7 protein-coding genes are annotated in these 8489 nt (G+C 64.0%); 2 read left to right on the top strand and 5 right to left on the bottom strand.

Translation table 11 applies throughout. The features are described 5' to 3' along the window. Positions 1–49: 49 nt before the first annotated feature. From LGN17_RS20670 to LGN17_RS20650, 5 genes are all read right to left on the bottom strand, one after another. Positions 50–1036 (bottom strand): TauD/TfdA family dioxygenase, encoded by a 987-nt coding sequence (locus LGN17_RS20670; RefSeq protein ID WP_226198419.1) that lies wholly within the window; start codon positions 1034–1036, stop codon positions 50–52. Positions 1037–1112: 76 nt separating this feature from the next. Beyond that, on the bottom strand, positions 1113–2423 hold the full coding sequence (locus tag LGN17_RS20665) for a diaminobutyrate--2-oxoglutarate transaminase family protein (protein ID WP_226198418.1): 1311 nt from the start codon (positions 2421–2423) through the stop codon (positions 1113–1115). Between the two features lie 206 nt (positions 2424–2629). Beyond that, on the bottom strand, positions 2630–3580 hold the full coding sequence (locus LGN17_RS20660; RefSeq protein ID WP_226198417.1) for a UDP-glucuronic acid decarboxylase family protein: 951 nt from the start codon (positions 3578–3580) through the stop codon (positions 2630–2632). Positions 3581–3733: 153 nt separating this feature from the next. Next, positions 3734–4453 carry a thioesterase II family protein gene (locus tag LGN17_RS20655; RefSeq protein ID WP_226198416.1) on the bottom strand — a complete coding sequence of 240 codons (720 nt, stop codon included), beginning with the start codon at positions 4451–4453 and terminating at the stop codon, positions 3734–3736. Between the two features lie 1250 nt (positions 4454–5703). Beyond that, positions 5704–6333: a TetR/AcrR family transcriptional regulator gene (locus tag LGN17_RS20650; RefSeq protein WP_226198415.1), complete on the bottom strand. Its 630-nt coding sequence runs from the start codon at positions 6331–6333 to the stop codon at positions 5704–5706. Positions 6334–6464: 131 nt separating this feature from the next. Here LGN17_RS20650 and LGN17_RS20645 point away from each other — a divergent pair, with 131 nt between their 5' ends. Both LGN17_RS20645 and LGN17_RS20640 read left to right on the top strand, forming a co-directional pair. Next, positions 6465–7547 (top strand): alkene reductase, encoded by a 1083-nt coding sequence (locus LGN17_RS20645; RefSeq protein ID WP_226198414.1) that lies wholly within the window; start codon positions 6465–6467, stop codon positions 7545–7547. A 56-nt stretch (positions 7548–7603) separates the two neighbouring features. After that, a complete protein-coding gene (locus LGN17_RS20640; protein ID WP_226198413.1) occupies positions 7604–8392 on the top strand; it encodes an SDR family NAD(P)-dependent oxidoreductase in 789 nt (262 codons plus the stop codon). The last annotated feature ends 97 nt before the right edge of the window (positions 8393–8489 follow it).

Genomic DNA, 8489 nt, shown 5'->3' with positions numbered 1-8489 from the left:
CACTGGATCAATACGGCTGTTCATTGAATTGCCCGCCCGCCCGCGCTCGCTAACGATCGGCGATTCCGTCGATGTCGGGCGCGTACGGGTCGAGCAGCGACACGACGACCTTGCGCTCGCCTTCGAACGGGTTGCGGCCATGCGCGAAGCGCATGTTGTCGACCAGCAGGACGTCGCCTCGTTGCCAGGCAAACGTGATCGCGCATTCGCGGAACGCGTTGCGGATCTGCTCGATGTCGGCGAGATCGAATGGGCTCCCGTCGCCATGGCACGCATTGCGCGGAATTCGATCCTCGCCGAACAGGCTGACGATCGAGCTCGCGAGCGATGCTTCCAGGTTCGAGATATGGAATAGATGGGCCTGGTTGAAGAATATCCGGTCGCGGGTGACCGGATGGTAGGCCACGCCCTGGTTGATCTGCGCGGTGCGCAACGTGTCGTCGTCGAGCCATTCGTGCTCGATGCCGTTGTCTGCGCAGAAGGCTGCCACCTGGTTGCGGTCGCCGGTCTGGAAGACGGTTTCCCATGGAATGTCGACGTGCCGCCGGTAGTGCCGGACATAGCGGACCTGTTTCGCCTCGAACTGATCCATGATGCGCGGTCCGATCCTGCGGCTCACCTCCCGCATGTCGGCAAGCGGCGTTTCGCCGCCGGTCGTGGCCGGCGTCAGGCAACAGAACGCCACTCTCAGCGGCCAGCTGCGTTGATACGCGTTTTCGCAATGAAGTGCGATTGTCTCGCTCGGCGGATACTCGGTTGCGGTGAAGATGCCGTTGCCGATCGCGGTGCGCGGAGTGGAGCGGTAGACGTAGTCGGACCGATGGGCCGAAATCGCGTGAGCAAACGCTTCGAAGCCGCTCACGGACGAAACGTCGAAGCCGCGAAACAGGAGTGCGCCATGTTCCAGCAGTCGGGATTCGAGCGCCTCCCGGTTGTCGTTCACCGCCTGCGCGATATCGCGCCGGTTCGACACGGGCTCCAGCAGCCACGGAGAGCTTCCGTCGGCAAGCAGCTTGCGTTCCGTCATGCCCAGCATCTTCAGTCATCCTTTCCTGAACGGGGATCGCGGCGAAACCGGACGGGTGGGTCTGCGTGGTCGTGCCGCGGTATGGCTATGCCCGGCAGGCCGTTTCCACGGCATGCTCGAAGCGATTGAGAATCTCGTGGATATCCGCTTCCGACACGATCAGCGGCGGCAGGAACCTAAGTACCGCGCCGTTGCGGCCGCCGGTTTCGATGATGAGCCCGTTTCGCAGGCAGTTCCGCTTGATGGCCTTTGCCCGTTCCGGATCGGTCGGGCCGGTTCGGCCATGTGTGCCGGGCATGACGACTTCGGCGCCGATCATCAGGCCGCGGCCGCGTATCTGGCCCAGACAGGGAAAACGTTCGGCCAGCGCCTCGAGGCCGGCAACCAGGCGTTTGCCGACTCTGTCCGCGTGCGCCGACAGATCCTCTCGTTCGACGATGCGCATGGTCGACAAGCCGGCCACCATCGCAATCTGGTTGCCTCGAAAGGTGCCGGCATGCGCGCCGGGCGGCCAGGTGTCCAGGCGCTCGTCATAGACCACCACCGATAACGGGTAGCCGCCGCCGAATGCCTTCGACAGCACCAGTACGTCCGGCCGGATGCCGGAATGTTCGATGGCGAACCGGGCGCCGGTTCGGCCGAGCCCGGTCTGCACTTCATCGACGATCAACGGGATTTCATGCCGTAGCGTCAGCTCGCGCAACTCGACCAGCCAGGTGTCGGGAGCGGGGATGCAGCCGCCTTCGCCTTGCACGACTTCGACGATGATTGCCGCCGGTTTCGTGATCCCGCTCTCGGGATCGGACAGGACGGTCCGAATATAGTTGATGCTGAGTTGATCGGTCGCCGAGCCATCGGTGCCGAACGGGCAGCGAAAAGCATAGGGATAAGGCAGGAAATGCACGTCGCGTCCGTGGCCGCCGGCCGATTTGGGCGTGAGATTTCCCGACGCGGCGAGTGCGCCGGCCGTCATGCCGTGGTAGGCGCCGTGGAACGCCATGATCGTCGAGCGGCCCGTATGGTGCCGGGTCAGCTTGATCGCCGCTTCGACGCCATCCGCTCCGCTGGGGCTGCAAAACTGGATCTTGCCGGATTCGGCGATTTTCCCGGGCAGGAGCGAGAACAGCTGCTCGACGAACGCGTGCTTTGCCGGCGTCGCCAGGTCGAGCGCCTGTTGCATTTGATCGGACGACAGAAACCGCATGACGGCTTCATTGACTTCCGGGTGATTATGTCCGAGCGCGAGCGTACCCGCATTTGACAGGCAGTCGATGTATTCCTGCCCCTCGGAGTCGCGTATGCGTACGCCTTTGGCATGGGTAAACAACCGCGGGAAAGAGGCAGCGTAGGTTCGCGCCTTCGATTCGACCTGCTTCAGATACTCGAGTTTTTCCATGCGCGCAGATCCGGCTTGCGAGGCGGATTGATGGACACTGGCACACGAGAATCGCTTCATCCTGGCCAATGGTGTAACGGTACGACCCGATTGGAGCATGGTCTCCCCGCCACGTCTGTCACGTAAAGAAGGGACAGTGGCAACGCGACGTCACCCCGTCATGCCACTGCCTTCCGATCAGCGAAGCGTGGTTTCCGTGCGCGGCGTCAAGCAGCGAGGGTCGCGCGGAAATAATCGATGGTGCGCTGGAGCCCGGCTTCGAGCCCGATCGTCGGCTCCCAGTCGAGGTGGGTGCGTGCGAGGCTGATATCGGGGCAACGCTGTGTCGGATCATCCTTCGGCAGCGGACGGAATACGAGCCGCGACTTCGAGCCGGTCAGGCGCAAGATGATCTGCGCGAGTTCGCTGACCGCGATCTCGTACGGATTGCCGAGATTGATCGGGCCGGTGAGGTCCGCGGGCGTGGCCATCATCCGGATCAAGCCGTCGACCATGTCGTCGACATAGCAGAATGCCCGGGTCTGGCTGCCGTCGCCGTACAGCGTGATGTCCTCGCCGCGCAGCGCCTGCACGATGAAGTTGGACACCACGCGGCCGTCGTTGGGATGCATGCGCGGCCCGTACGTGTTGAAGATGCGTACCACCTTGATGCGCACGTTCTGCTGGCGGTGATAGTCGAAGAACAGCGTCTCCGCGCAACGTTTGCCTTCGTCGTAGCAGGCGCGCGGCCCGAGCGGGTTGACGTTGCCCCGGTAACTTTCCGGTTGCGGATGCACGTCGGGGTCGCCGTACACCTCGCTCGTCGAGGTTTGCAGAACGCGTGCATGCGTGCGTTTGGCGAGCCCCAGCATGTTGATCGCGCCCATCACACTGGTCTTGGTGGTCTGCACGGGATCGAATTGATAGTGGATGGGCGAAGCCGGGCAGGCGAGGTTGTAGATCTCGTCCACCTCCACGTGCAACGGAAAGGTGACGTCGTGGCGCAGCGCCTCGAAGCTCGGGTTGCCGAGCAGCGCCGCCACGTTCTGCTTCGTGCCGGTGAAATAGTTGTCGACGCACAATACGTCGTGACCGAGTTCGACCAGGCGCTCGCAAAGATGCGAACCGAGGAAACCCGCGCCACCTGTTACGAGGATTCGCTTTCGATTACGTTGCACAATGGCACTCCAAGTATCGCGCGCAGGGAAGCGACGCGGCCTCCCGGCGTGCTTGACCGGCCCGCGACGCCGGCATGGAAGCGGATAGGGCGCGGGCCTCTTCGTTCGACGATCACGGCACCGGCCGGCACGCCGATTGCACGGATCGGCCCCTCATGCTTGCAGGGCGCTCAACGCGACGTGTTCCGTGCGCCGCAGGCGGGCCGCGATGATGCCGGCCATCGTCCGCATCTGGTGCCTCAAAAAGAAATGATCGCCCTCGATGACGTGAAAATCGAAGCGCCCGGTGGTCGCGGCGCCCCAGCCTGCTACGGCATCGACGGGAACCTGTTCGTCCGCGCGGCCCGCGAACGCGGTGATGTCCACCGCCAGCCTGCGCCCCGGCACGGGCCGGTGGTTTTCGATCATCGTGAAATCCGCACGCAGCGCCGGCATCAGCAGCGCCATCAGTTCGCTGTTGTCCAGCACCGCCTTCGGTGTGCCGCCCATGTCGCGCAGTGCATCGACGAAGGCGCGGTCGTCCAGCGCCTGCATGCGTCGATCGGGGCGCTCTTTGCCCGGTGCGGGGCGCGCGCTCAGGAACAGATGCCGCAGATTCGGTTGCGCGTGGGCGGGCAGCCGCAGCGCCAGTTCGACGGCAATCGCCGCGCCCATGCTGTGTCCGAGCAGCGCGAAGGGACGATCGAAGCAGTCGGCCAGGTCGCGCAGCAACGTGTCGACCAGCGTCGACATGTCTTGTACGGCCGGCTCGGACAGGCGGCTGCCCCGGCCTGCCAGTTCATGACGGCGCACTTCGATGCCGGGCAACAACGCTTGCAGCGCACGATAGACGGCGGCCGAGCCGCCCGCGTAGGGAAAGCAGATCAGGCGCATGCGAGCGGCTCACTTGCGCCTGGCGCACAGGCGATCGCGCTGTGGAAATTCACGTGTTCGGCGTTTTTCACCATTCAAGTTCCAGTCATTGTTGCCATGGCGACGCATCGGCAATCTTCGCTTGGAGAGCAACGGGGCGGCGGCAACGCGCGCGTTGGTTCACACGCCGATAGCCGGTTCGTCATCGCTGTGCACAGGCAGTGCGTCAGGCACATCGGACGTCATGAAGGCATGGATTGGCCTCATGAAGACTCAGGATGCGTGCCGCTCGGAATCGGAATACGCCCGATCCGGTTGCGCATGAGTTAAACATGAGGCTGCGTGGATGTATGTCGTAGGAAGACGGGACGCGCGTAGTCGACCCTGTCGAACCCGCCCGTATCGGAGCGTGAACGGGGCGGCGCGCAGACGCCACGGAACGCCATGTTCATTTCCGGCGGGGGTACCGGTTTCAATCGCACGGGTTGACGTGCGCCGCTTCCAATTCGCTCACTCGCGATCGGGCCGTTCATCATTCTGATGCGCACGATCCATTCGCCAACCCGTTCGATTGTTTGCGCCGTCATGTTGCCGGCGGGATAGCGATCGACTGGATGGATATCGTTACAACCCGCCCGGAACGCGGGTTCTTGTTTTCCGGGCAATCGCCCGTGAGCGAACCTTTGAGTGTTTGGATGAGGCTGAGTCGTAGCGACTCGCGACATGGCCGGGTGCGCAGGCCCGGTTCGATCCCGGTCCCTTGAGGGCTGCGTCGCCGCACGCCCCGCGCCCGATCAGGCAGGGGTGTACGACCCATCAATGTGCGGAGGTGGCTCGCAGGCCATCATCGACCAAGGGCAAGCATCTGCGTGGCAGATGATCCACCTGGACAACCTGCGGCTAGCGGCGATCACCGATTGCGGCCCCGCGGTGGAGGACAAGGCGCGGCGGGCGGTCGAGCGCTCGACGCAGGTGCTGCGGGATCGCGGCTGCGCGCTGCCGACCGTTGGCCAGACCCAGGCTTGCAGGGCCGCGCAGGAGGGTGCATGCGCACCCGCGCAGGCAGCGCGCCCGACGAGGTTCAGACCGGGGCCGCGCCCCGTCGCCGGAGCAGAGCAGAGGCGCGCGAGGCACTGCAACTGGCCATTCCGAGGGTCAAGAGCAAGGGGCTGAAGCGCAGCATCTCGGCAGTCGCCACCGAGGCCGTGGATGAGTCTATTCCTTGCGTCCAGGTGTGGTTCGTGACACGGGCCTCGAGTCGGCAAATCGTGTCACTTTGACTTGGCGGCGATGTCGATACCATGATTGCGACCCGATTCGCGCGCTGTCGCCGATGTGTCCAGTGTCGCGAGTATCTTGTCGCGACATACCGTCAGGATTTCGTCTGCGAGTGGAGAATCATCCGGGCAAGCGCGCGACAACACAATCGCGCCAACCACATGCGCCATGATGTCGAGGCAGTTGGCTCGGACCTCCGCCGAGTCCGCACCGTCTGACGGATCTCGTTCTTGAATTAACGCCGCCAGCAGTCTTTCTATGCCGTCCGCGAATGTGGCCCGGACCGCTTCGGGTTGGCGCGCGGCATCCCCGCCCAGTGCAGCCATCGTGCAGCCGGTTGCGCGCGAGTCGCGGTGCTCGCGCGCGAGATACTGCCGCACGAATTCCGATGCATCGACCCCGGCCGACAGCGCAACGGTCTGCGCCATGCCGCAGGCCGCCGATTCCGCCATCAGGTCGGCCTTTGAGCGGAAGTGCTTGTAGAAGCCGCCGTGGGTGAACCCGGCTGCGCCCATCAGATCCGCTACTCCGACCCCATCAAAACCGCGTTCCCTGAACAGCGTCGACGCTGTTTCAACAACGTGGGCCCGATTGGCCTCGGCCTGTGCCTTGGTGACTTTCACTTTCCTCTCCGTGGGCGCGTTCCTGTCTGATGGCCTGACTATACATTGATGTTGGTCATCATCAAAATGTTGACACGTTAGATTATGATCGTCATCATTAAGCCATTCCCACCATCCGACGCTGGAACGACATGTCAGAGAAAACGCTTTTCGAGCCGTACGCGCTCGGTGGCCTGACGCTCGCCAATCGCATCGTCATGGCACCGCTGACTCGCAACCGTGCAGGCGCCGGGCTGGTGCCCGGCGAGCACGCCGCGACCTACTACGCCCAGCGCGCCTCGGCCGGCCTGATCATCACCGAGGCCACCCAGGTTTCGGCCCAGGCCCAGGGCTATCAGGACACTCCCGGCCTGTATACGCCCGAGCAGATTGCTGGCTGGCGCAAGGTCACGGACGCCGTCCATGCCAAGGGTGGACGCATCTTCGTGCAGCTCTGGCATGTGGGCCGCGTCTCGCACACGGACTTGCAACCTCACGGTACGGCGCCGGTCGCACCTTCCGCTATCCGCGCCGAGACGAAGACTTTCGTCAACAACGGATTTGCCGACGTGTCCGAGCCGCGCGCGCTGGAACTCGCCGAGCTGCCGGGCATCGTGAACGACTTTCGACAGACCGCGGCCAACGCGATTGCCGCCGGTTTCGACGGCGTGGAAATTCACGGCGCCAACGGATACCTGCTGGAGCAGTTCATGAAGGACGGGGCCAACCAGCGCACCGACGACTACGGCGGCTCGATCGAAAACCGTGCGCGCCTGTTGCTGGAAGTCGTCGCCGCCGTGGTCGAGGAAATCGGCGCAGATCGCACCGGCGTGCGCATCTCGCCGGTTTCGCCGGCCAACGGCATTTCCTGCAGCGATCCGCAAGCGCAGTACGACTACATCGCCGAACGGCTCAGCGCCCAGGGCGTCGTCTACCTGCACGTCGTCGAAGGTGCGACTGGCGGCCCACGCGATGTCGCCGCGTTTGACTATGACGCGCTGCGCCGCCGTTTCAAGCAGACCTATCTGGCCAACAACGGTTACGACCTGGAATTCGCCACCACGCAACTCCAGGAGGGCAGAGCCGACCTGTTCGCGTTCGGCCGTCCGTTTATCAGCAACCCGGACCTGGTCGAACGCCTGAAGCACGGCGCACCGCTGACACAACTCAACCCGGCGACGCTCTATGGCGGTGGCGCGGCGGGCTACATCGATTACCCGACGATTTCCGGCTAAGGCTCGTGCCCTTGACTGAGTCTCCACCAGCAGAACCCTTGCAAAGGAAAGTACCCATGACCACGCTTCCGACAGTCCTCATCACCGGCGCCTCCAGCGGCATCGGTGCCACCTACGCCGAGCGCTTCGCTCGGCGTGGCCATGACCTCGTCCTCGTCGCTCGCGACAAGGCGCGACTCGATGCGTTGGCAGCGCGCCTGCGGGAGGAAACCGGTGTGGCGGTAGACGTGCTGCAGGCCGACCTGACCCAGTCCACCGATCTGTCCGCGCTCGAGGCTCGTCTGCGCGACGACGATCGAATAGGAATTCTGATCAACAATGCCGGCATGGCTCAGTCGGGCGGCTTCCTTCAGCAAACCCCTGAAAGCATCGAACGCCTGATCACGCTCAACACGACGACGCTGACGAGGCTGGCAGCCGCGGTCGCGCCACGCTTCGTGCAGTCCGGTAACGGCGCGATCGTCAACATTCGCTCGGTGGTAGGTTTCGCGCCCGAGTTCGGCATGTCGATCTACGGCGCGACCAAGGCATTCGTGCTGTTCCTGTCGCAGGGCCTGCATCTCGAGTTGTCGCCCAAAGGTGTTTACGTGCAAGCCGTCCTGCCGGCGGCGACGCGCACGGAGATCTGGGAGCGCGCCGGGATCGACGTGAACACGCTGCCCGAGGTGATGGAAGTGGGCGAGTTGGTCGATGCGGCACTGGTCGGGTTCGACCGTCGCGAACGGGTCACGATCCCGCCGCTGCACGTAGCCGGGCGGTGGGACGCGCTGGACGGCGCTCGCCAGGGACTGCTGTCGGACATTCGACAGGCACACGCGGCCGAGCGTTATCAGCTCCGTGCCTGACCATTCAATTGCGGCAAGCGGCGGACAATGGATACCACGATGACCGACAACCCTATCACCACGCCCACGCGCTTCGTGGATGTCAACGGTACTCGAT

The organism is Burkholderia sp. AU30280 (genome assembly GCF_020420125.1).
Taxonomy (GTDB): Bacteria; Pseudomonadota; Gammaproteobacteria; order Burkholderiales; family Burkholderiaceae; genus Burkholderia.
This window is presented reverse-complemented; position numbering and strand designations above follow the sequence as displayed.